Source organism: Kitasatospora sp. NPDC101157 (assembly GCF_044768255.1).
Classification (GTDB): Bacteria; Actinomycetota; Actinomycetes; order Streptomycetales; family Streptomycetaceae; genus Kitasatospora.
Map to the genome: position 1 here is coordinate 276,139 of NZ_JBIWPL010000001.1, position 22,954 is coordinate 299,092.

Annotated in this window: 19 protein-coding genes, 1 tRNA gene and 1 riboswitch; of the genes, 14 read left to right on the plus strand and 6 right to left on the minus strand. The window is 71.9% G+C overall.

From position 1 onward, the window contains the following. Nucleotides 1–9 precede the first annotated feature (9 nt). Nucleotides 10–1,047 carry a MazG family protein gene (locus tag ACIRVF_RS01255; protein WP_402812028.1) on the plus strand — a complete coding sequence of 346 codons (1,038 nt, stop codon included), beginning with the start codon at nucleotides 10–12 and terminating at the stop codon, nucleotides 1,045–1,047. A 15-nt stretch (nucleotides 1,048–1,062) separates the two neighbouring features. Here the strand turns inward: ACIRVF_RS01255 and ACIRVF_RS01260 are convergent, their stop codons facing one another. Continuing rightward, nucleotides 1,063–1,488 (minus strand): SDR family NAD(P)-dependent oxidoreductase, encoded by a 426-nt coding sequence (locus ACIRVF_RS01260; RefSeq protein ID WP_402812031.1) that lies wholly within the window; start codon nucleotides 1,486–1,488, stop codon nucleotides 1,063–1,065. Nucleotides 1,489–1,776: 288 nt separating this feature from the next. On the opposite strand from ACIRVF_RS01260, the gene ACIRVF_RS01265 reads away from it, so the two are divergent. The 7 genes from ACIRVF_RS01265 to ACIRVF_RS01295 all read left to right on the plus strand — a co-directional run bounded on the left by ACIRVF_RS01265 (nucleotide 1,777) and on the right by ACIRVF_RS01295 (nucleotide 9,780). Further along, a complete protein-coding gene (locus ACIRVF_RS01265) occupies nucleotides 1,777–3,093 on the plus strand; it encodes a cytochrome P450 (protein WP_402812033.1) in 1,317 nt (438 codons plus the stop codon). A 210-nt stretch (nucleotides 3,094–3,303) separates the two neighbouring features. After that, nucleotides 3,304–3,471: riboswitch (cyclic di-AMP (ydaO/yuaA leader) on the plus strand. Nucleotides 3,472–3,476: 5 nt separating this feature from the next. Beyond that, nucleotides 3,477–4,244 (plus strand): transglycosylase family protein, encoded by a 768-nt coding sequence (locus tag ACIRVF_RS01270; RefSeq protein ID WP_402812036.1) that lies wholly within the window; start codon nucleotides 3,477–3,479, stop codon nucleotides 4,242–4,244. 265 nt (nucleotides 4,245–4,509) lie between these two features. Continuing rightward, complete coding sequence (gene eno, locus ACIRVF_RS01275) at nucleotides 4,510–5,796, plus strand: phosphopyruvate hydratase (RefSeq protein WP_402812039.1); 1,287 nt, start codon at nucleotides 4,510–4,512, stop codon at nucleotides 5,794–5,796. Between the two features lie 118 nt (nucleotides 5,797–5,914). Then, nucleotides 5,915–6,397 (plus strand): septum formation initiator family protein, encoded by a 483-nt coding sequence (locus ACIRVF_RS01280; RefSeq protein WP_402812041.1) that lies wholly within the window; start codon nucleotides 5,915–5,917, stop codon nucleotides 6,395–6,397. After that, entirely contained in the window at nucleotides 6,369–7,046 is a 678-nt protein-coding gene (locus ACIRVF_RS01285) for a DUF501 domain-containing protein (protein WP_380411856.1), read from the plus strand. The genes ACIRVF_RS01280 and ACIRVF_RS01285 overlap by 29 nt, the downstream gene beginning before the upstream one ends. Further along, nucleotides 7,043–7,984 (plus strand): exopolyphosphatase, encoded by a 942-nt coding sequence (locus ACIRVF_RS01290; protein ID WP_402812044.1) that lies wholly within the window; start codon nucleotides 7,043–7,045, stop codon nucleotides 7,982–7,984. The genes ACIRVF_RS01285 and ACIRVF_RS01290 overlap by 4 nt, the downstream gene beginning before the upstream one ends. A gap of 428 nt (nucleotides 7,985–8,412) precedes the next feature. Continuing rightward, nucleotides 8,413–9,780 carry an NAD(P)/FAD-dependent oxidoreductase gene (locus ACIRVF_RS01295; RefSeq protein ID WP_402812046.1) on the plus strand — a complete coding sequence of 456 codons (1,368 nt, stop codon included), beginning with the start codon at nucleotides 8,413–8,415 and terminating at the stop codon, nucleotides 9,778–9,780. 238 nt (nucleotides 9,781–10,018) lie between these two features. Here ACIRVF_RS01295 and ACIRVF_RS01300 read toward each other — a convergent pair whose 3' ends face one another. Both ACIRVF_RS01300 and ACIRVF_RS01305 read right to left on the minus strand, forming a co-directional pair. Beyond that, nucleotides 10,019–12,574: an ABC transporter permease gene (locus ACIRVF_RS01300; RefSeq protein WP_402812049.1), complete on the minus strand. Its 2,556-nt coding sequence runs from the start codon at nucleotides 12,572–12,574 to the stop codon at nucleotides 10,019–10,021. Between the two features lie 47 nt (nucleotides 12,575–12,621). Further along, on the minus strand, nucleotides 12,622–13,434 hold the full coding sequence (locus ACIRVF_RS01305; RefSeq protein ID WP_402812052.1) for an ABC transporter ATP-binding protein: 813 nt from the start codon (nucleotides 13,432–13,434) through the stop codon (nucleotides 12,622–12,624). 268 nt (nucleotides 13,435–13,702) lie between these two features. On the opposite strand from ACIRVF_RS01305, the gene ACIRVF_RS01310 reads away from it, so the two are divergent. The 3 genes from ACIRVF_RS01310 to ACIRVF_RS01320 all read left to right on the plus strand — a co-directional run bounded on the left by ACIRVF_RS01310 (nucleotide 13,703) and on the right by ACIRVF_RS01320 (nucleotide 15,246). Then, a tRNA-Leu gene (locus ACIRVF_RS01310) sits at nucleotides 13,703–13,784 on the plus strand. 142 nt (nucleotides 13,785–13,926) lie between these two features. Then, nucleotides 13,927–14,793: a Bax inhibitor-1/YccA family protein gene (locus ACIRVF_RS01315; protein WP_402812055.1), complete on the plus strand. Its 867-nt coding sequence runs from the start codon at nucleotides 13,927–13,929 to the stop codon at nucleotides 14,791–14,793. An 84-nt stretch (nucleotides 14,794–14,877) separates the two neighbouring features. Further along, nucleotides 14,878–15,246 (plus strand): hypothetical protein, encoded by a 369-nt coding sequence (locus ACIRVF_RS01320; protein WP_402812058.1) that lies wholly within the window; start codon nucleotides 14,878–14,880, stop codon nucleotides 15,244–15,246. Nucleotides 15,247–15,407: 161 nt separating this feature from the next. Here the strand turns inward: ACIRVF_RS01320 and ACIRVF_RS01325 are convergent, their stop codons facing one another. From ACIRVF_RS01325 to ACIRVF_RS01335, 3 genes are all read right to left on the minus strand, one after another. Next, complete coding sequence (locus tag ACIRVF_RS01325) at nucleotides 15,408–16,349, minus strand: hypothetical protein (protein WP_402812060.1); 942 nt, start codon at nucleotides 16,347–16,349, stop codon at nucleotides 15,408–15,410. Between the two features lie 287 nt (nucleotides 16,350–16,636). Then, nucleotides 16,637–17,857 carry an acetyl-CoA C-acetyltransferase gene (locus ACIRVF_RS01330; protein ID WP_402812063.1) on the minus strand — a complete coding sequence of 407 codons (1,221 nt, stop codon included), beginning with the start codon at nucleotides 17,855–17,857 and terminating at the stop codon, nucleotides 16,637–16,639. 64 nt (nucleotides 17,858–17,921) lie between these two features. Beyond that, complete coding sequence (locus ACIRVF_RS01335; RefSeq protein WP_402812066.1) at nucleotides 17,922–18,983, minus strand: SGNH/GDSL hydrolase family protein; 1,062 nt, start codon at nucleotides 18,981–18,983, stop codon at nucleotides 17,922–17,924. Nucleotides 18,984–19,199: 216 nt separating this feature from the next. On the opposite strand from ACIRVF_RS01335, the gene ACIRVF_RS01340 reads away from it, so the two are divergent. The 3 genes from ACIRVF_RS01340 to ACIRVF_RS01350 all read left to right on the plus strand — a co-directional run bounded on the left by ACIRVF_RS01340 (nucleotide 19,200) and on the right by ACIRVF_RS01350 (nucleotide 22,925). Next, nucleotides 19,200–20,600, plus strand: coding sequence for a cystathionine beta-synthase (locus ACIRVF_RS01340; protein ID WP_402812068.1), 1,401 nt, complete (start codon nucleotides 19,200–19,202; stop codon nucleotides 20,598–20,600). A gap of 519 nt (nucleotides 20,601–21,119) precedes the next feature. Beyond that, a complete protein-coding gene (locus ACIRVF_RS01345) occupies nucleotides 21,120–21,452 on the plus strand; it encodes a hypothetical protein (RefSeq protein WP_030286581.1) in 333 nt (110 codons plus the stop codon). Between the two features lie 189 nt (nucleotides 21,453–21,641). Next, nucleotides 21,642–22,925: an Ig-like domain-containing protein gene (locus ACIRVF_RS01350; protein ID WP_402812070.1), complete on the plus strand. Its 1,284-nt coding sequence runs from the start codon at nucleotides 21,642–21,644 to the stop codon at nucleotides 22,923–22,925. Nucleotides 22,926–22,954 lie beyond the last annotated feature (29 nt).

Genomic DNA, 22,954 nt, shown 5'->3' on the forward strand with positions numbered 1-22,954 from the left:
GTTCGAGGTGTGACGACGAATGCTGTGCCGGTGAGCGCACCGGGCGCGAAGTTGATCCTGCTGACCACCACCCACCGGGTGGCCCCCGGGCTGCTGTCCTGGCCGGCCTGGGAGGCGCTGCGCTCGGCGGGGCGGGTGCTGGTCGCCGACGAGGGGCACCCGCAGGTGGCGGCGGTGCGGCAGGCCGGGGTGGCGGTCGAGGTGGTCCCGGCCGGGTCGGCGCCGGCCCTGGCCCGGATGCTGACCGGGCAGCCGGCCGACGCCGGGCCGACGGTGTGGCTGGGCGGCCCGGACGGGGACCCGGGGCTGACGGACGCGCTGGCCCGCCTCGCGGTGGAGCACGCCGGCGAGGTGCCGGAGATCGAGGTCCTTCCGGGCTCGTACGACCTGCCGGGGGCCCGGCTGCTGGACCTCGCCTCGGTGATGGACCGGCTGCGCTCGCCCGGCGGCTGCCCGTGGGACGCCGAGCAGACCCACGAGAGCCTGGTGAAGTACCTGGTCGAGGAGGCCTACGAGCTGGTCGAGGCGATCGAGGAGGGGGACCGGGGCACGCTGCGCGAGGAGTTGGGCGACGTACTGCTGCAGGTGTTCTTCCACTCCCGGATCGCCGAGGAGCACCCCACCGAGCCGTTCACCGTCGACGACGTGGCCGGGGACATCGTGGACAAGCTGGTGTACCGGCACCCCCACGTGTTCGGGGACGTCGAGGCCGGCGGTGCCGCCGAGGTCGAGGCGAACTGGGAGCAGCTGAAGGCGGCCGAGAAGGCGGACCGGGAGTCCGTCCTGGACGGCGTGCCGGCCGGGCTGCCCGCGCTGGCCTACGCCGCGAAGCTGGTGTCCCGGGTGCGCCGGGCCGGCTTCACGGAGGTGCCGGACGAGCCGTACGAGCTGCCGGCCGAGCTGACCGCGGAGTCGGCGGGCCGGCTGCTGCTCGCGGTGGCGCAGCGGGCGCACGACGCCGGGGTGGACGTGGACGCGGCGCTGCGCTCGGCCGCGCGCGGCTACCGGGACGCGGTGCGCGCGGCCGAGGGGCTCAAGCCGGAGTAGGACGGGACGGACGGCTCAGGCGGCCGTGGCGGTGGTCCCGGCGGGGCGCCGCTGCGGCGGCACGAGTTCGCCGATGGCCTCGCCGATCAGGGCGACCAGTTCGGCGAGGCGCTCCAGGTCGAGGTGGTCGGGCAGGTCGGCGAGGGAGACGACCCGCTCGCCCTTCGGGCCGGCGACGCAGAAGAGGTCGATCGGACCGAGGTGCTTCTCGGCGGTGTCGACCAGGGCGGCGACGTCGCTGGGCCGGCGGATGTCGCCGCAGACGCCCACCACCGGGCAGCCCGGCCGGTCGAGTTCGGCGGCGAGGTCCTCGGCGATCCCGACGTGCTGGTCGGCGATCAGCATCCCGGCGGCGCCGGCCGCGGTGAACCGGCGGGCGAGGTCGGCTCCCGAACCGCCGTCGAGTACCGCGATGACGACGACTGCTCCGCTGACCCGCATGGTCTGCTCCTCCCTGTGGGCGACACCGCACCGGCGCCCACGCGTACTGCGGAGGATCGTAGGCACGTCCTGACCCTCCGCAACAGGGATTACCCCGCAGGTGACCAGGCTCACGCCTGCCGCCCGGCCAAGAGCTCTCCAAGGGCTGTCCACGGCCCGTCCACGCCCCGTTCGCGGAGTGTCGGCGCGCCGCTCGCGCACCGCTCACGGGCGGTTGGCGAACCGGTGACGCGGCGGCGGCCCCGGTGGTCGTCCGGGCGCGTCCGGTCCAGCGGTTACGGTCGACCCATGCCAGCTCAGCCCGACGGCGCCCAGCCCGCCGCCCAGCCCGCCCCGCAGCTCTTCACCTGGGAGTTCGCCGCCGACCCGTATCCCGCCTACGCCTGGCTGCGCGAGCACGCCCCGGTGCACCGCACCGAGCTGCCGAGCGGGGTGGAGGCCTGGCTGGTGACCCGGTACGCGGACGCCCGCCAGGCGCTCGCGGACAGCCGGCTGTCGAAGAACCCGGCGCACCACAGCGAGCAGGCGCACCGCACCGGCCGGGTGGGCATCCCCGGGGAGCGGCAGGCGGACCTGATGACCCACCTGCTGAACATCGACCCGCCGGACCACACCCGGCTGCGCCGCCTGGTGTCGAAGGCGTTCACCCCGCGCCGGGTGGCCGAGTTCGAGCCGCGGGTGCAGCAGCTGACCGACCGGCTGATCGACGGCTTCGCGCAGCGCGGCTCGGCGGACCTGATCCACGAGTTCGCCTTCCCGCTCCCCATCTACGCGATCTGCGACATGCTGGGCGTGCCGGCCGAGGACCAGGACGACTTCCGCGACTGGGCCGGAATGATGGTGCGGCACACGAAGCCGGGACACGGCGGGGGCCGACGCGGGGGTGTGGGGCGGGCGGTGAAGCGGATGCGGGCGTACCTGCTGGAGCTGATCCACCGCAAGCGGGCCGATCTCGGCGACGACCTGATCTCCGGTCTGATCCGGGCGAGCGACCACGGTGAGCACCTGACCGAGAACGAGGCGGCGGCGATGGCTTTCATCCTGCTCTTCGCCGGGTTCGAGACGACGGTCAACCTGATCGGCAACGGGACGTACGCGCTGCTGCGCAATCCGGACCAGCGGGCGCTGCTGCAGGAGTCGGTGGTGCGCGGTGAGACGGCGCTGCTGGAGACCGGGATCGAGGAACTCCTGCGCTACGACGGGCCGGTGGAGCTGGCGACCTGGCGGTTCGCGACCGCGCCGCTGACCATCGGCGGGGTGGAGATCCCGGTCGGCGACCCGGTGCTGGTGGTGCTGGCGGCGGCGGACCGCGACCCGGCCCGGTTCGCCGACGAGAACACCCTCGACCTGGCCCGGAGCGACAACCCCCACCTGGGCTTCGGGCACGGCATCCACTACTGCATCGGAGCCCCGCTGGCCCGGCTGGAGGGGCGGTCGGCGCTGTCCACCCTGCTCTCCCGGCTGCCCGATCTCCGGCTGGCCGAAAGCCCGGAGAACCTGCGCTGGCGCGGTGGCCTGATCATGCGTGGATTGCGCGAACTTCCGGTCGAATTCAGTCCCGAGCTCCGCTCGCCGCACGCCCCTCCGAGCTTGCCGGCACACTGACGTGACGTCGCATTTCGGGCGGTCGCGCCGGCATGAAGGACCATCAAACCGGACAAAGCTCCGCTGTTGGTAGGCGATCGAACACGGGCCGTGATTCCGGTGTGATGTCGACGATATGAGCTTGTGATTGGTCTGAGGATCTGTCTACTCTCCCTGGAGTTCGCAGCTGCGGACCCCGTGCGCGGAACGCCGAGTCCTGCCCGCCGCGCCACGGGAAACCGACCAGACCCTGGGCAGGGGCGGGGGAACCAGGTTTGTTGCCGTCCCTCCACGGCTTGGGGTGAAGCCGCCCGAGCGGAATCGTTTCCGCCGCCGGCGGCCGGGCCACCTCCCGGTCCGAACCCGACAGCTCACCTCGCAGGCGTGCGGAGAGGGACCTCTTCATGCTGCTCGTTGGATCTGGCCGTCATCGCCGTCGCACCCAGGCCGAGAAGGCCATCGCCGTCGCCGGTGTGGCCGGCGTCGGACTCGCGCTGCCGCTCCTCACCGCCACCGGTGCCTCCGCCGCCCCGGCCTCCTCCTGGGACTCCGTCGCCCAGTGCGAGAGCGGTGGCGACTGGAGCATCAACACCGGCAACGGCTTCTACGGCGGCCTGCAGTTCACCTCCAGCACGTGGAAGGCGTACGGCGGCACCGCCTACGCGCCGCAGGCCAACCAGGCCAGCCGGGCCCAGCAGATCTCGGTCGCCGAGAAGGTGCTCGCCTCGCAGGGCCCGGGCGCCTGGCCGGTCTGCTCCGTGAAGGCCGGACTGAGCAAGGGCGGCGCCCCCGCGGCCGTGGACACCTCCTCGGACACCAGGGCGCAGTCCGCCCCCAAGCAGCAGGCGCCGAAGCAGCAGGCCCCCAAGGCCGCCCCGAAGCCGGTCCAGCAGTACGTGCCGAAGCACGCCGCGCCGAAGAAGGCCGAGCAGCCGGAGACCCAGCCGGTCCAGCAGTACGCCCCGAAGCACGCCGCTCCGCGCGCCGCCCAGCCGGCCCCGGCCCCGCAGACCGGCCACGACTACACCGTCCGCTCCGGTGACACCCTGTCGGGCATCGCCACCGCCCAGGGCGTGTCCGGCGGCTGGCAGGCGCTGTACGACGGCAACCGCGGCACCGTCGGCGGGGACCCGAACCTGATCGTGCCGGGCCAGGTCCTGCACCTCGGCTGAGACCCGGCGAAGGGGGCCGACCGACCGGTCGGCCCCCTTTCGTCCGCCCGCGCCCTCCTTCGTCCGCCTTCGTCCGCTCCGGTGGGACAAGCTGGGACAAGCAGGTGAACTACCGGCGGGTAGTGGGGCCACACGCTGAGACGGAGCCGAGGGCGACGTGGTCCCGGGAGCCCGGGCGGTTAGGCTCTGGTCGTAACGACTCCGCAATCCTCCGGCCGACAGCGCCACCGTCGAGCCGGACCCTGCTTCCGCAAGGAGATGCTTCGTGCCGTCCATCGATGTCGTCGTAGCCCGTGAGATCCTCGACTCCCGCGGCAACCCCACGGTCGAGGTCGAGGTCGGCCTCGACGACGGCAGCACGGGTCGTGCCGCTGTTCCGTCGGGTGCCTCGACCGGCGCCTTCGAGGCGCTGGAGCTGCGCGACGGCGACAAGAACCGCTACTTCGGCAAGGGCGTGGAGAAGGCCGTCCTGGCCGTCATCGAGCAGATCGGCCCCGAGCTGGTCGGCTACGACGCCACCGAGCAGCGCCTGATCGACCAGGCCATGCTCGACCTGGACGCCACCCCGGACAAGTCCTCGCTCGGCGCCAACGCCATCCTGGGCGTCTCGCTGGCCGTCGCGCACGCCGCCTCCGAGGCCAGCGACCTGCCGCTGTTCCGCTACCTGGGCGGCCCGAACGCGCACGTCCTGCCCGTCCCGATGATGAACATCCTCAACGGCGGCTCGCACGCGGACTCCAACGTCGACATCCAGGAGTTCATGATCGCCCCGATCGGCGCGGAGTCCTTCTCCGAGGCCGTCCGCTGGGGCGTCGAGGTCTACCACACCCTCAAGGGCGTGCTGAAGGAGCGCGGCCTGTCCACCGGCCTCGGCGACGAGGGCGGCTTCGCGCCGAACCTGGACAGCAACCGCGAGGCCCTGGACCTCATCACCGAGGCCATCCAGAAGGCCGGCTACGTGCCGGGCCGTGACGTCGCGCTCGCCCTGGACGTCGCCGCCTCCGAGTTCTTCAAGGACGGCGCCTACCAGTTCGAGGGCAAGGCCCTGTCGTCCACCGAGCTCATCGAGTACTACGCCGAGCTGGTCGCCGCCTACCCGCTGGTCTCCATCGAGGACCCGCTGGACGAGTCGGACTGGGACGGCTGGAAGGCCATGACCGTCAAGCTGGGTGACAAGGTCCAGCTGGTCGGCGACGACCTGTTCGTCACCAACCCGGCCCGCCTGGCCAAGGGCATCGAGACCGGCACCGCCAACGCGCTGCTGGTGAAGGTGAACCAGATCGGCTCGCTGACCGAGACCCTGGACGCCGTCGAGCTGGCCCAGCGCAACGGCTACCGCTGCATGATGTCGCACCGCTCCGGCGAGACCGAGGACGTCACCATCGCCGACCTGGCCGTCGCCACCAACTGCGGCCAGATCAAGACCGGTGCCCCGGCCCGCTCCGAGCGCGTCGCCAAGTACAACCAGCTGCTGCGCATCGAGGAGATCCTCGACGACGCCGCCGAGTACGCCGGCCGCGGCGCCTTCCCGCGGTTCAAGCACGAGGGCTGAGCCGCCGCACCAGCGCACGCCTGACCGGTGCCCCGCCGCACACCCCGTAGGGTGGACGGCGGGGCACCGTCGCGACCAGGAGGGGATACGGGAGATGGCTGGCTGGAGGATCCCGGGCTTGGCGGCCCGGCCTCGGTTCACGAGCCGGGCGACCGTACTCGTCCTGGTGCTCTGCTCGCTGGTGGCGATCCTGGCCTACCCGACGCGGCAGTTCATCTCCCAGCGCGCCGAGATCTCCGCCCAGCGGGCGAAGGCCGACCACGTGCGCCAGCAGGTCGAGCAGCTGCGCCGGGACAAGGCCCGCTGGCAGGATCCGGAGTACGTCAAGGCGCAGGCCCGCGCCCGGCTGCACTACGCGGTGCCGGGGGAGACCCCGTACATCGCGGCGGACCCGTCCGGCGCGGCCGCCGCCCAGCCGTCCGCCTCCGCCACCCCGGGCGGCCCGTCCGCCGCCGCGGCCGGCCGGCCGGACACCGCCAAGCCCTGGTACGCCAGCGTCTGGGACTCGGTGGACGCCGCCGACACCGCCGCGCTGGCCCCCGCGACCCCCCGTCCGCTCCCACCGTTCCCCGTTGGAGACCCCGCCCCCCATGACCACTGAGAACCACCCCGCCGTCTCCGACGCCGACGTCGCGGCCATCGCCGCCCAGCTCGGCCGGGTGCCGCGCGGCCTGCGCGCCGTGGCGCACCGCTGCCCCTGCGGCAACCCCGACGTCGTGGAGACGGCCCCCCGCCTGCCGGACGGCACGCCGTTCCCGACGCTGTACTACCTGACCTGCCCGAAGGCCGCCTCGCTGATCGGCACCCTGGAGGCGGAGGGCGTGATGAAGGATCAGACCGCCCGGCTCGCCGAGGACCCGGAACTGGCCGCCGCCTACCAGAAGGCGCACGAGGACTACATCGCCCGGCGCGACGCGATCGAGGTGCTGGAGGGCTTCCCGAGCGCCGGCGGCATGCCGGACCGGGTGAAGTGCCTGCACGTGCTGGTCGGCCACTCGCTGGCGGCCGGCGAGGGCGTCAACCCGCTCGGCGACGAGGCCATCGGCATGCTGGAGGACTGGTGGGCCAAGGGCCCGTGCGTCTCCCCGGCCGAGGTGCAGGCGGCCGGTGAGCGGGTCGCCCGCAACCGTGCCAAGGAGCAGGACCACGAGGCCGTGATCGCGGCCAAGCAGCAGAAGACCGCCGAGCGGGCCGCCAAGCGCGCCGCCGAGGAGTCCGCGGCATCCGCGGCGGAACAGGAGTCCGAGTGACCACGACCCGGGTGGCCGCGATCGACTGCGGCACCAACTCGATCCGGCTGCTGGTCGCCGATCTCGACCCGGATACCGGAGAGATCACCGACCTCGACCGCCGGATGATCATCAACCGGCTGGGCCAGGGCGTGGACAGGACCGGCCGGCTGCACCCCGACGCGCTGGCCCGTACCTTCGCGGCCTGCCGGGAGTACCGGGAGATCATCACCGGCTTCGGCGTCGGCCCGGAGCGCACCCGCTTCGTCGCCACCAGCGCCTCCCGGGACGCCGAGAACAGCGACGAGTACGTCAAGGGCGTGCGGGACATCCTGGGCGTCGAGCCGGAGGTGGTGAGCGGCGAGGAGGAGGCCCGACTGTCCTTCGTGGGCGCCACCAAGGAGCTGACCGGCGGCCAGTTCCCGGCTCCCTACCTGGTCTTCGACCTCGGCGGCGGCTCCACCGAGTTCGTGCTCGGCGGGGCGGACGTGCAGGCGGCGCGCTCGGTGGACATCGGCTGCGTGCGGCTGACCGAGCGGCACTTCGGCGGCGCCGAGCTGCCCTCCGAGGAGCAGATCGCCGAGGCCCGGGCGCACGTGCGGGCCGAGCTGGACAAGGCCGAGGAGGTCGTCCCGCTGACCGGCGCGGCCACCCTGGTCGGCCTGGCCGGGACGGTCACCACGGTGTCCGCGATCGCCCAGGACCTGCCCGGGTACGAGTCGGCGCGGATCCACCACTCCCGGCTCAGCCGCGAGCGGGTGGCGGAGATCGCCCACGAGCTGCTGTCCGCCACCCACGCCGAGCGCGCGGCGATCCCCTCGATGCACCCGGGCCGGGTGGACGTGATCGCGGCCGGCGCGCTGGAGCTGCTGGAGATCATGGACCGGACCGGCGCCGCCGAGCTGGTCGTGAGCGAGCACGACATCCTGGACGGCATCGCCTGGAGTATGGCCTCCTGACGCTGTGCAGGGCTTACCGAACCGGCCCCGGCGCCCCGTTGCGGGCGCCGGGGCCGGGGCGCGCCCGGGCCCGGGTGGAAAAGTTCGTGAATTTCTTCACATGGCGATCCGGCCATTCGCCCCACGCCGCCGCCCGCTACGTCCGAATTGTGGGACCGAAGGCCTGCCCTCGATGAGGCCCGCTGGATCGCAGGCCAGGCCTCGGCTGAGGTTTGAAAATCGAATTCACAAGCGGGAACCCGGGCCCTGTACGGATCGTTGCTGCTCAGCCGGGTAGTGCTCCGGCGCACGTTCACGAGGGGCCGCCGGGGGCCGTGAGCCGGTGCGCTGGTGCCGTTTTTGTGGGCGCGGAGTGTAGCACGGGGTGTCCACGAGCTTGTGACCGGGCTCACGAAGGCTGCTCCGGACGGTGCTGGATACTTTCGGATATGAGCACCACGGAGCGTCCTCGCATCCTCATTGTCGGCGGTGGTTACGTCGGCCTGTATGCCGCGATGCGCATCCTCAAGAAGATGCGCTACGGCGAAGCGACCGTCACGGTCGTGGACCCGCGGTCGTACATGACGTACCTGCCCTTCCTCCCCGAGGCGGCCGGCGGCAACGTCGCGCCCCGCAACCTCGTCGCGCCGCTGCGCAAGACCCTGAAGCAGGCGGAGGTGCTGACCGGGTCCGTCACCGGCATCGACCACGCCCGCAAGGTCGCGACCATCCAGCCGGCGGCCGGCGACAGCTACGAGCTGCCCTTCGAGTACCTGGTCGTCGCCACCGGTTCCGTCTCCCGCACCTTCCCGATCCCGGGTCTGGCGGAGAACGGCATCGGCATGAAGACGGTCGAGGAGGCCATCGGCCTCCGCAACCACGTCATGGCCCAGCTCGACAAGGCCGAGTCCACCTCGGACGAGGAGGTCCGCCGCAAGGCCCTGACCTTCGTCGTCATCGGCGGCGGCTTCGCCGGCATCGAGACGGTCGCCGAGATCGAGGACATGGCGCGCGACGCCGCGAAGCTGTACAAGACGGTCAGCCGCGACGACATGCGCTTCGTCGTGGTCGAGGCCGCCAACCGCATCCTCCCCGAGATGGGCCCGGACCTCGGTCTGTGGACCAAGGAGAAGCTGGAGGAGCGGAACATCGAGGTCTACATCGAGACCTCGATGGACTCCTGCATCGACGGCCACGTCATGCTGAAGAACGGCATGGAGATGGACGCCGCCACCATCGTGTGGACGGCCGGCGTGAAGCCGAACCCGGTGCTGGCCAACTTCGGCCTGCCGCTGGGCCCGCGCGGCCACGTCGACACCGCGCCGACCCTGCAGGTCCAGGGCTTCGACTACGTCTGGTCCGCCGGTGACAACGCCCAGGTCCCGGACCTCGCCGCCGGCGAGGGCGCCTGGTGCCCGCCGAACGCCCAGCACGCCTGCCGCCAGGCCGTCGTCCTCGGTGACAACGTCATCTCCGGCATGCGGGGCTTCCCGCAGAAGGAGTACAAGCACAAGAACCTGGGTGCGGTCGCCGGTCTCGGCCTGCACAAGGGCGTGGCGATCCTCTTCGGCAAGTACAAGCTGAAGGGCCGTCCGGCCTGGTGGTTCCACCGCCTGTACCACGGCGCGATGGTGCCGACCTTCAACCGCAAGGTCCGGGTCTTCACCGACTGGACCCTCGCGATGTTCCTGAAGCGCGAGGCGGTGGGCCTCTCCCAGATGGAGAACCCGCAGCTTCCGATCCAGGAGGTCACGCCGCCCACCAAGCCCGTCGCGGCCGCCGAGCCGGCCGCCGACAAGGAGCTCGCCAGCAAGTAAGCGACTGGACCCCGGTGTGGGAGCGCCGGGGTATGAGTCGGAGGCCCTCCGCCCGGCAGTGTCGCCGGACCACGACCTCCGTGGTGCTCAGCCGGCCGTGCGACCGGGCGGAGTACAGCAGTAGAAGAGCCCCTGCCGAAACCCTCCGGCAGGGGCTCTTGCCGTGTCCCCGACGGCCTCCCACGGGGCCGCCCCCGGCCGCGGGTGCGACCGGGGGCGGGGGCGGGCGGACGGGGCGTCAGTCCGTCTTGATGCTCGCCAGGATGTCCAGCTTGGCCGCCCGGCGGGCCGGCCAGATCGCGGCCACCAGGCCGACCAGTCCGGCCAGGCCCAGGAACACCGCCAGCTGGCCGTACGGCACGACGGTGGTCAGGCCGGCCAGGCTGGACTTCAGCGTCCCGTTGATCGCCCAGGCGATGAAGCAGCCGAGCAGCAGGCCGATCCCGGCGCCGAAGAGCGAGATCACCACCGACTCCAGCCGGACCATCCGCTTGATGCCCCGGCGGTCCAGGCCGATCGCCCGCAGCATCCCGATCTCGCGCTTGCGCTCGAAGACCGACATGGCCAGCGTGTTGATCACGCCGAGGACGGCGATCAGGACCGCCATGCCCAGCAGGCCGTACATCAGGTTCAGCGCGAAGGTGATCACCTGGCTGAAGTCGTCCCGGACGTCCTGCTTGGACTTGACCTCGATCACCGGGTTGGCGCCGGTGGCGTCCTTGAGCGCCTGCTTGAGCTCCGGGGTGGCGCCGTCCTTGCCCTTGACCAGCACGTCGGCGACGTACGGCTTCGGGTCGTGCTTGGCGATCTCGCTGTTGGCCAGCAGGACCGGGCCGAGCATGCCGCCCGTCTCGTACACGCCGCCGACGGTGAGCGGGCCGGTGGACCCGTCCGGGAAGGTGGCGGTCATCGTCGAGCCGGTGCGGACGCCGAACTTGGTGGCGACGTCCTGGTCGACCAGCAGCTGGCCCTTGCCGAGCGCGTCGGCGGAGCCGCTGGTCAGCTTGACCTCGGCGAGCTGCTCGAAGGCGGCGGCGTCCAGGCCGCTGATCGCCTTCGAGGTGCCGTCGAGCTTCCAGTAGGCGGAGGTCATCGGCGAGGAGGCCGCGACGCCGGGGGCCTTGGCGATCTGGGCGGGCACCTGCCCGGACAGGTTCATGCCGTTGGCGGTCGAGACGATGTAGTCGGCCTTCATCGACTTGGTGACGGCCCGGTCGATGGTGTCACCGATCGAGGTGCCGAGCACGGTCAGGCCGGTGACCAGGGTCAGCCCGATGGTGAGCGCGGCGGCGGTGGCGGCGGTGCGGCGCGGGTTGCGCACCGCGTTCTGCTGGGCGAGCTTGCCCGGGGTGCCGCCCAACGCCCGTAGCAGCGGGCCGAGCAGGGCGACCACCGGGCGGGAGAGCAGCGGCAGCAGGACGAACACGCCGATCAGGGCCAGGAAGGCACCCGCGCCGACCGGCAGCCGGCCGGTGTCGTTGCCGGTGGAGGCGCCGTAGCCGATCAGCGCCAGGCCGCCGCCGGCGAGCACCGAGCCGATGGTGTTGCGGACCACCAGGCTCTTCTGACTGGTCGGCTGGTCGCCGCTGCTCATCGCCGCCACCGGTGCGATCCGGGCGGCGCGCACGGCCGGCAGCAGGGCGGACAGGACCGTCACCAGGACGCCGACCACGAGGGTCACCACGACGGTGACCGGCTTGATCACCAGCGAGCCGTTCGGCATGTTCTCGTTCAGCGAGCCGATCAGGGACTGCATCCCGGCGCCGATCCCGACGCCCGCCAGCAGACCGGCCGCCGCGGAGACGGTGCCGATCACCAGCGCCTCGATCAGCACCGAGCGGGTCACCTGCTTGCGGCTGGCGCCGATCGCCCGCAGCAGCGCGAGCTCCTTGGTGCGCTGGGCGACCAGCATGGTGAAGGTGTTGGCGATGATGAAGATGCCGACGAAGAGCGAGATGAAGGCGAAGACCAGCAGCATGGTGCGCATGCTGTCGGTGCCCTGGGTGATCTGCGCCTGCTCGTCCGCCTGCAGCTTGGTGCCGGTCTCGACGTCGAACTGGTGGCCGGGCACCTTGGGCTCGACCTGGGCGAGCAGCTCGTCCTGGGAGGTGCCGGGCTTCGCGGTGAGCACGATGCTGCTGTAGCGGCCCGGCTCCAGCAGCGTCTGCTGGGCGGTCGCCCGGTCGAACAGGGTGAGCGTGCCGCCGGTGTTCACCACCGGGTCGTCGGTGGTGAAGACGCCGGTGAGCTTCGCCTCGATCACCGGTCCGTTGGCGGCCACCCGCACGGTGTCGCCGACCTTGTAGCCCGCCTTGTCCGCGGTCCTGCGGTCGAGGGCGATCTCCTTGGCGTTCTTCGGGCCCTGGCCCTCGGCCATCGGGTAGCGCGGGTCCTTGCCGTCCTGGCCCGGCGCGAAGTTGGCGCCCCTGGCGGCCCAGACCTGGCCGATCAGGTTGCCCTTCTTGTCGGCGACGCCGGTGAAGCCGCCGGCCACCCCGCGGGCGCCCGCCGCGCCGGGCAGCGAGGCGAGCTGCTGGACGGTCTCGTCGGTGAGCCTGGCGGAGTCGCCCTCGCTCTTCTCCTTGGCGGAGGCGTGGGAGCCGGCCGAGCGGTCCACGACCTGGACGGCGATGTCCGAGTAGCTCTTGGAGTTGCTGTCCCGCAGGGCCTTGCCGAAGGTGTCGGAGAAGACCATGGTGCCGGCGACGAACGCCGTGCCGAGCATGACGGCCAGCGCCGTCATCAGCAGTCGGCCCTTGTGGGCCAGCACGTTGCGCAGTGCGGTGCGATACATGAGGTGTCCTGGGGAGGTTCGAAGGCGTCGGGCTTGCGGGCCGGGTGTCAGCTGGTGCGGCCCTTGGCGTCGAAGCGGCGCATGCGGTCCAGGACGGTGTCGGCGGTGGGGGCGTGGAGTTCGTCGACGATGCGGCCGTCGGCGAGGAAGACGACGCGGTCGGCGTAGGAGGCGGCGACCGGGTCGTGGGTGACCATGACGACGGTCTGGCCGAGTTCGCGCACGGAGTTGCGCAGGAAGGAGAGGATCTCGGCGCCGGAGCGGGAGTCGAGGTTGCCGGTGGGTTCGTCGGCGAAGATGATGTCGGGCTTTCCGGCGAGGGCGCGGGCGCAGGCGACGCGCTGCTGCTGGCCGCCGGAGAGCTGGGAGGGGCGGTGGCTCAGGCGGCCGGAGAGGCCGACGGTGTCCACGACGCGGTCGAGCCAGGCCTGGTCGGCCTTGCGGCCGGCGATGTCCATCGGGAGGGTGATGTTCTCCAGGGCGGTCAGCGTGGGGAGCAGGTTGAAGGCCTGGAAGATGAAGCCGATGTGGTCGCGGCGCAGCTGGGTGAGCTGCTTGTCCTTGAGGCCGACGAGTTCGGTGTCGCCGATGGTGGTGGAGCCGGAGGAGACGGTGTCCAGGCCGGCCATGCAGTGCATGAGGGTGGACTTGCCGGAGCCGGAGGGGCCCATGATGGCGGTGAACTCGCCCTGGGGGAAGGTCACGCTGACGTTGTCGAGGGCGACGACCCGGGTCTCCCCCTCCCCGTAGACCTTGTTCAGACCGGTGGCGCGGGCGGCCGCCCGGCCGGTACGGACGGCGGTTGCGGTCGGCGTGGTCACGGGGGAACTCCTTGTCGGTACGCGGATTCGTACCTCCATGCTCCGTTACGCGATCATGGTCCGGCGTCGCTCCGCCGGACGGTTGGCCCGACCACCGCTGGGTGTAGGGAGGGTCGGCACCCTCCTCCTGCGGTATGACGGTAACCCTGAGGTCCGGGGCGGTGGCCGGGCGGTGGCCGGAATCACCGTGCTTCGTGGCCGAATCCCGAACAGTTCGTCAGATGTCAAGGAAACATGACAACTTCCCGGGCCGGGAACATGCGAAAGGGTGATCCGGGCGACTACTCTCAGGGGTGGTTCGCAGGACGCCCGGATGGTGGAACGCAGACACGGGCAGCTTAAAACTGCTTGGCCGCGAGGCCGTGCCGGTTCGAGTCCGGCTCCGGGCACCGCAAACGACCCGCGGGGGCGCCACCGGCGTCCCCGCCGGGAGTCGTTCACCAGATCCTCCTCGCGGCGTATCCCACAATTTTTGCCAAGCCATTACCCTGGTGCGCGGGCGGTGCAGTGCCGCCACGGAGGGAATGAGCAATGAGAAGCAGCAACCCGGTCTTCTCGCGGGAAGGGTCGTTCACCCGCGAGCCCGGCTACGCGGGGTTCGGAACGAGCGGTCAGGCCGGGGCCCCGTACGGCAACCCCTACGCGGGGACGCAGTACGCCCAGCCCCAGGGGCAGGGCCCGCTGACGGACGAGCAGCTCCACCAGATGTACGGCGGGCCGTCGGCCGGCCCGCTGGCCACCGGGCGGATGACGCTCGACGACGTGGTGGCCCGCACCGCCATGACGCTGCTGACCGTGGTCGTGGCCGGCGCGGTGTCCTGGCTGACCCTGCCGTTCGAGAACTACGGCTTCGCGATCGGCGCCTCGCTGGTCGCCGCGATCGTCGGCCTGGTCGTCCAGTTCCGGGAGAAGATCAGCCCCGCGCTGGTCCTGGCCTACGCGGCGTTCCAGGGCTTCGCGCTGGGCGCCACCACCCACGTCCTCAACACCATCTGGTCCGGCATCGCGATCCAGGCGGTCGTGGGCACGGCGGTGGTCTTCGGCGCGACGCTCTACGTCTACAGGAGCGGCCGGCTCCGGGTCAGCTCGAAGTACCGCCGGATCGGCCTGGCGGTCGGCCTGGGCTTCTCGGGGCTGCTGCTGGTCAACTGCATCGCCTGGGCGTTCGGCGGCGGCCTCAACACCTGGGGCGGCCCGCTGGGCTTCGGCATCGGCCTGCTCGGCGTCGCCATCGGCGCGTTCTACCTGACGCTGGACTTCAACGAGGTCGAGGAGGCGATCGCCCGGGGTGCCCGGCAGGAGGAGGCCTGGCGCGCCGCCTTCGGGCTCACCTTCTCGCTGGTGTGGATCTACATCGAGATGATGCGCCTCATCGCGAGCCTGCGCGGCGACGACTGACGCCCACTCCCCGCCGTACCACTGCCGCCGGGCCCCGGAGCACACCGCTCCGGGGCCCGGCGGCCTTTGGTTAGGCTCCTGTGCATGCATGACGTACAGCCCCTGGTCGAAGCCGTCGACGAACTGGCGGATCGTTTCCGCTCGCTGCCGCAGAGCAAGCTGCTGGGCGCGGTGCCCGGCCACCCCTCGCGGGCGGCGGCCGTGCTGGCGCTGGCCCGGCGGCTCGCCGCGCTCGCGCTGGCGGCGGAGGGCGGCCCGGAGCGGGAGTTCCCGGACGCCGGGGCCTTCGCGGCGGGCGACCAGCTGGCCGTCGCCGGGCACGACCTGGCGGCCGCGCTGACGGCCCTGCCGGAGGGCGCCGCGGTGGCGCTGCCGGACGGGCCGGTGGCGGCGGGCGAGCTGCTGGCCGGAGCGGTGGCCGCGGTGCGGGGGACGGCCGAGCTCTGCGCCTAGGGGCGCCCGAGGGCCGTGTGCGGCAAGACCCGCCGGACGGGCCCTGCGGCGTGTCCTCCGGAGCGCGCCGCGCGACCCTCGCCGGACATGCCGAAGGCCGGCCGGGTCGCCGATCCCTCGGCCCGGCCGGCCTTCGGTCCCGCTGCTGGGTCGAGGTGGCGTCAGATGCTGGCGACCACCCGGTCCGCGAGCACGTAGACGGCCTCGTCGTCGGTGGAGAAGGTCAGCGAGTACGAGCCGGAGAACCGCGAGCCGCCGAGCAGTCGGACGTGCTCACCGGCACGGACCGCGTCGATCAGCCGGTAGGCGGCCTCCCGGTCGCCCGGGGCCACGCACAGCGTGGTGCCGTCGGCGAAGGCGTACACGTCCAGGGTGCCCAGCGGGCCCGGGCGGACGTCGACCAGGGCGACGGCCTCCTCGGCGAGGGCGGCGAGCCGGGTGTCGGTCCACTCGCGGGAGGGCGCCTGGCTCGGCACGAAGTCGGGGTGGGAGGGGTGGCGGCGCGGGTCGGGCGCGGGGACCGGGACGTCCTCCACGGCCGGCTCGGCGTCCAGCAGTCCGGCTTCCAGGCCGGTGGCCAGCAGGTCGGCCTCCCGACGGGCCCGGGCGTCCTTGGCGGGTTCGCCGACCGGGTGGCCGGGGCGCAGCGGGGCGCCGCCCTCGGTGCCGGGCTCGGCCGGGCCGGTGCCGCCCTCGCCGATCAGGTCCTCCAGGGCGGAGCGCAGGGCCTCGCCGAACTCCGGGTCCATCGTCCCGGCGTTGTCGGCGGCCTCCTGCGGGCCGGTGGGGCGGGGGAAGAACAGCGGCCACTCGTCGGTGCCGGTGATGGCACCGGTGAACGGGGAGTCGAACAGTGGCGCGTCCTCGGCCGCGCGGGCCTCCTGCTCGGCCCAGAACGCCCGGGCCTCGGTGATCTCCCGCTCGCGGTCGGCGGCGAGCGCCTCGGCGACGGCCCGGCGTATCGCGGCCTCGTTCACCGGTGCGGGCACGGCGGGGGCCGCGGCCTGCGCGTCCAGCCGGCGGGAGATCCCGTGGAGGCGGAGCAGCACGGCGGTCGACACGGTGATCAGTATCAGCAGCAGGATGGTGTAGACGGCGCTCACGGAACGTACTCCTAGCGAGGAGTGGAACGGGGTTACGTGTCCACACTGCCGCATGGGGCGCTGTTAACGCAGTGGCGAATGTCTAATTCGCCCGGGACTTTCGTTCTTGTCCTCAAATTGTTAGGTAACACCGTTCTACGCTGTGGAGTTGATCCGCTCCGCAGTGTCGATTTCCGAACCGGAAATGACGGAAAAGAGGGCCGGATCGACCTCTCGGTGTGATCCGGCCCTCAATTACGGTGCGTCACTCCAAATGGGTGGTCCAGACCCTTCGGAGTTGCCGTGGGTCAGCTGAGGCGCTCGATGACCATGGCCATGCCCTGGCCGCCGCCGACGCACATGGTCTCCAGGCCGAACTGCTTGTCGTGCCACTGCAGGGAGTTGATCAGCGTGGTGGTGATCCGGGCGCCGGTCATGCCGAACGGGTGGCCGACCGCGATGGCACCGCCGTTGACGTTCAGCTTGTCCAGGTCGATGCCCAGGTCGCGGTAGGAGGGGATCACCTGGGCCGCGAAGGCCTCGTTGATCTCGACCAGGTCGATGTCGTCGATGGTCAGGCCGGCCCGCTTGAGCGCCTGCTTGGAGGCCTCGACCGGGCCGTAGCCCATGATCTCGGGGGACAGGCCGCTGACGCCGGTGGAGACCACCCGGGCGAGCGGGGTGATGCCGAGCTCGCGGGCCTTGGTGTCGGACATGATGACCAGCGCGGCCGCGCCGTCGTTCAGCGGGCAGCAGTTGCCGGCGGTGACGGTGCCGTCCGGGCGGAACACCGGCTTCAGGCCGGAGACGCCCTCCAGGGTCACGCCGGCGCGCGGGCCGTCGTCGGTGCTGACCACGGTGCCGTCCGGCAGCGTGACCGGGGCGATCTCGCGCTGCCAGAAGCCGGCCTTGATGGCGGCCTCGGCGAGGTTCTGCGAGCGGACGCCGAACTCGTCCTGCTCGGCCCGGGTGATGCCCTTGAGCGCGGCGAGGTTCTCGGCGGTCTGGCCCATCGCGATGTAGGCGTCCGGCAGCAGGCCGTCCTCGCGCGGGTCGTGCCACTCGCCGCCGCCCTCCTCGGCGCGCTTCTTGGTGCGCGCCTGGGCCTCGTCGAAGAGCGGGTTCATGGTGCCCGGAAGGCCGTCCGAGGTGCCGTTGACGCTGCGCGAGACGGTCTCGACGCCCGCCGAGATGAAGACGTCGCCCTCGCCGGCCTTGATCGCGTGCAGTGCCATGCGGGTCGTCTGCAGCGAGGACGAGCAGTAGCGGGTGATGGTCGCGCCGGGCAGGTAGTCCATGCCCATCTGGACGGCCACGATGCGGGCCAGGTTGTGGCCCTGCTCGCCGCCGGGCAGGCCGCAGCCGAGCATCAGGTCGTCGATCTGGCGGGGGTCGAGCTCCGGGACCTTGGCCAGGGCGGCCTGGATGATGTGGGCGGTCAGGTCGTCCGGGCGGACGTCCTTGAGCGAGCCCTTGAAGGCCCGGCCGATCGGCGAACGGGCGGCGCTGACGATGACGGCTTCGGGCATTGCGGGCTCCTCGCTGAGTGACGACGGACCTGGCGGTCCGGGAGGTAAGCTACCGCTTGGTAGCTCAACCGTCACCGGCCCCGGTGTGTGAGCTGGCCGACGTGTTCCCCGGCCCCTCGCCCGGTATCCGCGCCGCCTCCGGGCCGACCCGCAGCCGGTGGCGCAGCTGGGCCCAGCGCCCGCCCGCGCCCCCCGACTCCACGGCCGCCACCTCGGTGCCGGCGCGCCCGGCCGCGGCGGCGGCGGCCACCTCGACCGGCAGCACCGTCTCGCCGGGCACGGTGGCGCTCGGCCGCTCCTCCTCCGGCCACAGGCCCAGCGCGGCGCACACCGAGGGCAGGACGGCCATCGCGGCGGTGGCGTAGCCCTGGGCCGAGGGGTGGTAGCGGTCGGCGGCGAACATCTCGGGTCGGGCGGCGAACTCCGGGCCGAGCAGCGAGCCCAGCGAGACGGTGCGCCCGCCCGCCTCCACCACCGCGATGGTCTGGGCGGCGGCCAGCTGGCGGCTGAGCCGCCGGGCCACCCACCGCAGCGGCGGGCGCACCGGCTTGATCGTCCCGAGGTCCGGGCAGGTGCCGACCACCACCTCGCAGCCGTTCGCGCGCAGGGCGGCGACGGCCTCGCCGAGCTGGCGGACGGCGAGCTGGGCGGGGCTGTGCCGGGTCACGTCATTGGCTCCGACCATGATCACGGCGACGTCCGGGTGGTGCCGCAGGGCCCGCTCCAGCTGGCCGGAGAGGTCGGCGGAGCGGCCGCCGGAACGGGCCACGTTGACCATCCGGACCGGGCGCTCGGCCACCGAGGCCAGGCCGGCCGCCAGCAGCGCGCCGGGGGTCTCGCGGGCCCGGGCGACCCCGAGCCCGGCGCCGGTGGAGTCGCCGAGGACGGCCAGCACCAGCGGCGCCTGCGGGGCGGCCCGGTGGTCGGCGAAGGCCTCGCCGTAGACGCCGTCGGCCTTGGGCGGGACGGTCTCCAGGACGCCGATGGCCTGGATGGCGAGCTTGCTCTCGGTCAGCAGCAGGCCCACCACGCCCACGCCGAGCAGGCCGAGCCCGCCGCCGCCGTAGGCCGCAGCGGTGGCGATCCGGCGGGCCACCCGGGCCCGTGAGTCCTGTGCGCCTGGCATCCGGTGCCCCCTTCGCGTTCTCGTGCCGTCCCCTCGGGGACACGGCAACGCCCTGCACAGCGCTCTTACCCGCACCGGGGGCGGGAGTACCGGGGGCACGTGCGGGGGTGGGCCATTGGGGGCGGTGCGCCGGACGGGAACCCGGGGGCGCCGCCCACGGCCTAGGCTTTGCAGTACCGAATGCACTCGCATGCCCCATAGACCGGGAGGACCCCCGTGCGGTACCACAACTCGATCATCGACCTGGTCGGCAACACGCCGCTGGTCAAGCTGAACAAGGTCACCGAGGGCATCAGCGCGACCGTGCTGGCGAAGGTCGAGTACTTCAACCCCGGCGGCTCGGTGAAGGACCGCATCGCGATGCGCATGATCGAGGCCGCCGAGGCCTCGGGCGCCCTCAAGCCGGGCGGCACGATCGTGGAGCCGACCTCCGGCAACACCGGTGTCGGCCTGGCGATCGTGGCCCAGCAGAAGGGCTACAAGTGCATCTTCGTCTGTCCTGACAAGGTGTCCACCGACAAGATCAACACCCTGCGCGCCTACGGCGCCGAGGTGGTCGTCTGCCCGACCGCCGTCGCCCCGGAGCACCCGGACTCCTACTACAACGTCTCCGACCGCCTGGTCCGCGAGACCCCGAACGCCTGGAAGCCGGACCAGTACTCCAACCCGGACAACCCGGCCTCGCACTACCACTCCACCGGTCCGGAGCTGTGGGAGCAGACCGAGGGCAGGGTCACCCACTTCGTGGCGGGCGTCGGCACCGGCGGCACCATCTCCGGCACCGGCAACTACCTGAAGGAGGTCTCCGGCGGCAGGGTCAAGGTCGTCGGCGCCGACCCGGAGGGCTCGGTCTACTCGGGCGGCACCGGTCGTCCGTACCTGGTCGAGGGCGTCGGTGAGGACTTCTGGCCGACCGCCTACGACCGCAACGTCGCGGACGAGATCGTCGCGGTCTCCGACAAGGACTCGTTCCAGATGACCCGCCGCCTGGCCAAGGAGGAGGGCCTGCTGGTCGGCGGTTCCTGCGGCATGGCCGTGGTGGCCGCGCTGGAGGTGGCCCGCAAGCTCGGGCCGGACGACGTCGTCGTGGTGCTGCTGCCGGACGGCGGCCGCGGATACCTGTCGAAGATCTTCAACGACGACTGGATGGCCGACTACGGCTTCCTGCCCTCCTCCACCGACGAGGCCCACATCGGCGAGTTGCTGGCCCGCAAGGAGTCCATGGAGCAGGGCGGCGTCCCGCAGTTCGTCCACATGCACCCGAACGAGACCGTCGCCGAGGCGGTCCGGGTGCTGCGCGAGTACGGCGTCTCGCAGATGCCGGTGGTCTCCCCGGGCGCCGGTCACCCGGACATCATGGCCGGCGAGGTGATCGGCTCGGTGGTGGAGAAGCTGCTGCTGGAGGGCATCTTCGCCAAGGAGGTCGAGCTGACCGACACCCTGGACAAGGTGATGTCCAAGCCGCTGCCGGTGGTCGGCTCGGGCGAGACCGTCACCAACCTGATGACCGTGCTGGAGAAGGCCGACGCGGCGGTCGTGCTGGTCGAGGGCAAGCCGCAGGGCATCGTCACCCGCCAGGACCTGCTGGGCTTCCTGGCCACCCGCGCCGCGCACTGACGCCCGCTCACGGCGCCGGTTCCCGCTGACGCGGCCTCACCCCGCCCGGCTCGTGGACGGATCGGAAGGATTCGTCCACGGGCGAAGTGGTACACCGGCGTCATCTGCCCGCAGCACGTGGTTAACAACGCTCCGGCATCGTGGTGGTCAACGGCGAGACGCCGAGCGAGGCGGCAACGGCCGACCGGGAGCGGCTCCCCGGCGGGCGCGGCCGGCTCCGGACACGTCGGACGGCCCTGACCCGGCCGCCGTGTCCGCCCTCCCCGACCGGCATCGGAGGGAGGGGCCCTCCGCGGGAGGCGCCGTCGTCCCGCCCCTATCCGGCTCCGGCCGGTCGACAGGGTGCGGCGGCTCCCGCGGCGATTCACCGCGCCGAAGGGCGCGGCTCCGCGGTTCCCGGGTGGGGGAGCCGAGGCGGAGAAAACGGTGGGGCCGGTCCTGTTCCGAGGGCCGGCCCTTCCCGTGCGCCCGGACTCCGAGTGCGCGCCGGGCGGCCCGCGTTCCCGTACCCTCGCACGCATGACCAGCACTGAAACGACCGACGCCCCGCGCTACGTCAAGCTCAAGATCGAGCTCATCGCGGAGATCACCGACGAGGGCGCCCTCAAGGCGGCGGCCCTGCAGCAGGTCGCCGGGGACGAGTACCTCGACGACGAGGAGCGGGCCCAGTCCGTCGAGGCCATCGAGGTGGACCCGTCGGGTTCGCTCGCCCACTTCATCGACCCCGTCGCGCTGCTCGGCGACGTCCCGGGCGTCGAGCTCGCCTCGGCGACCTGGGAGTCGGCGCAGACCGAGTTCGACCCCGAGAGCGAGGAGTGGGACGAGTACACGGTGGAGGAGTCCGCCGAGTAACGGCCGTACGTGCCGTGACCACCCGGGAACGCCCGGTCCGCTCACCGCGGGCCGGGTGTTTTGTCCATGTTCAGCGGCAAGTTGGGTCATCTCATACGATCGCTTACCCTTCGGGGGTGGAACCGTGAGCAGTCGGATTGCGTTTCTGTATCCGTAATTGCCCGGGATGAGTCAGCAGGGAGACGCGACGTGACGGCACGGGACGGTCAGGGGCGGGTGGCCGGAGGCAGCTGGAGCCGACGCGGAGTGCTCGCGGGCCTGATCGGTGCGCCGGTCCTGCTGCTCGCGGCCTGCAACGACAACAGCGGCGGTGGCAGCGGCGGCAGCGGCGGCAACGCCGGTTCCGGCGGTGGCGGCGCCAACGGCGGAACGGGCTCGGGCGGCGGCACCCCGAAGACCTCGGCCGCCGTGATCACCGTCACCCCCGCGGACGGCACCACCGGCGCCAGCTTCAGCGAGCCGGTCAAGGTCACGGTCAGCAACGGCACCCTGAGCGCCGTCAAGGTCACCGACTCCACCGGCAAGGAGCTGGCCGGCCAGCTCTCCCCGGACAACACCAGCTGGACCTCGGCGGCGGCCCCGGCCAGCGGTACCAAGTACTCCGTCACCGCCAGCGGCGTCGACAAGGACAAGCTGGAGGCGGACGCCAACGCCACCTTCACCACGGCGACCCCGGCCAACACCTTCGTGGGGTACTTCACCCCCGAGGACGGCTCGGTGGTCGGCGTCGGCATGCCGGTCTCGATCAACTTCAGCAAGCCGATCACCGACAAGAAGGCCGTCCAGTCGGCGATCTCCGTGATAGCCGAGCCGGGCGTCGAGATCGTCGGCCACTGGTTCTCCAGCACCCGCCTCGACTTCCGGCCCCAGGAGTACTGGGCCAAGGGCACCAAGGTCACCCTGAAGCTGCGGCTCAAGGACGTCGAGGGCGCCAAGGGCGTCTACGGCACCCAGTCCAAGGACGTGAGCTTCACCATCGGCCGCGCCCAGACCAGCGTCGCCGACCTCGGCACCAAGAAGCTCACCGTCACCACGGACGGCCAGGTCAGCGCCGTCTACAAGATCTCCGGCGGCGCCCCCGAACACACCACCTGGGGCGGCAAGATGGTCATCTCCGAGCAGTTCACCCAGACCCGGATGAACTCGCAGACCGTCAACCTCGGCAGCGAGTACGACATCGCGGACGTGCCGCACGCCCAGCGCCTGACCACCTCCGGCACCTTCATCCACGGCAACTACTGGTCCTCGCCGTCGATCTTCGGCGGGCAGAACACCAGCCACGGCTGCGTCGGTCTGCAGGACGCCAAGGGCGCCTCGGACAGCAGCACGGACGGCTACAAGTTCTACAAGTCCTCGATGATCGGCGACGTGGTCGAGGTCGTGAACTCCGGTGACAAGACCGTCGCCCCAGACAACGGCCTGAACGGCTGGAACCTGAGCTGGGCCGAGTGGAAGGCCGGCAGCGCCGTCTGACCCGCCGCCGGACATCCGGCAAAAACCTC

Excerpts from the sequence above, each read along its gene's own strand:
- ACIRVF_RS01335 (WP_402812066.1), bottom strand. The coding sequence starts at position 18,983 with ATGCCAGGCGCACAGGACTCACGGGCCCGGGTGGCCCGCCGGATCGCC.
- ACIRVF_RS01320 (WP_402812058.1), top strand. The coding sequence starts at position 14,878 with ATGCATGACGTACAGCCCCTGGTCGAAGCCGTCGACGAACTGGCGGAT.
- ACIRVF_RS01305 (WP_402812052.1), bottom strand. The coding sequence starts at position 13,434 with ATGGAGGTACGAATCCGCGTACCGACAAGGAGTTCCCCCGTGACCACG.
- ACIRVF_RS01300 (WP_402812049.1), bottom strand. The coding sequence starts at position 12,574 with ATGTATCGCACCGCACTGCGCAACGTGCTGGCCCACAAGGGCCGACTG.
- ACIRVF_RS01295 (WP_402812046.1), top strand. The coding sequence starts at position 8,413 with ATGAGCACCACGGAGCGTCCTCGCATCCTCATTGTCGGCGGTGGTTAC.
- ACIRVF_RS01270 (WP_402812036.1), top strand. The coding sequence starts at position 3,477 with ATGCTGCTCGTTGGATCTGGCCGTCATCGCCGTCGCACCCAGGCCGAG.
- ACIRVF_RS01260 (WP_402812031.1), bottom strand. The coding sequence starts at position 1,488 with ATGCGGGTCAGCGGAGCAGTCGTCGTCATCGCGGTACTCGACGGCGGT.
- ACIRVF_RS01265 (WP_402812033.1), top strand. The coding sequence starts at position 1,777 with ATGCCAGCTCAGCCCGACGGCGCCCAGCCCGCCGCCCAGCCCGCCCCG.
- ACIRVF_RS01315 (WP_402812055.1), top strand. The coding sequence starts at position 13,927 with ATGAGAAGCAGCAACCCGGTCTTCTCGCGGGAAGGGTCGTTCACCCGC.
- ACIRVF_RS01345 (WP_030286581.1), top strand. The coding sequence starts at position 21,120 with ATGACCAGCACTGAAACGACCGACGCCCCGCGCTACGTCAAGCTCAAG.
- ACIRVF_RS01330 (WP_402812063.1), bottom strand. The coding sequence starts at position 17,857 with ATGCCCGAAGCCGTCATCGTCAGCGCCGCCCGTTCGCCGATCGGCCGG.